The 283-nt window shown below is 74.6% G+C and carries 1 protein-coding gene; it reads left to right on the top strand.

All coding sequences use genetic code 11. The annotated features are described in order from the left end of the window. Nucleotides 1–46 precede the first annotated feature (46 nt). Nucleotides 47–283: glycosyltransferase (locus K3A85_RS17895; protein WP_225207868.1), on the top strand; the 237-nt coding region annotated here is incomplete at its 3' end.

Here is a 283-nt window from a genome sequence, read left to right as displayed (position 1 = left end):
CTAGGGCGCGGCCGAAGCCCGCATCGGGCGGGCGCAGGGGATGGTGATGACGACAGCGGCGGCGCAAGTGCAATGTCCCGGCGCGGTCACCGGTCCGGGCCCGGTCGGGCCGCGCGTGGCGGTGCTGCTGCCCGCCTACAACGAGGCGCTGGCGATCGGCGCGGTGATCGAGGCATTCCGCGCCTCGCTGCCCGAAGCGACGATCTACGTCTACGACAACAACAGCCGCGACGCGACCGCCGAGATCGCCCGGGCGGCGGGCGCGGTCGTGCGCAGCGAGCGG

Origin of the sequence: Novosphingobium huizhouense (genome assembly GCF_020179475.1) — a bacterium.
GTDB classification, from domain to species: domain Bacteria; phylum Pseudomonadota; class Alphaproteobacteria; order Sphingomonadales; family Sphingomonadaceae; genus Novosphingobium; species Novosphingobium huizhouense.
Note: the sequence above shows the minus strand (reverse complement) of the source record. Positions and strands in the feature narration are given on the sequence as shown.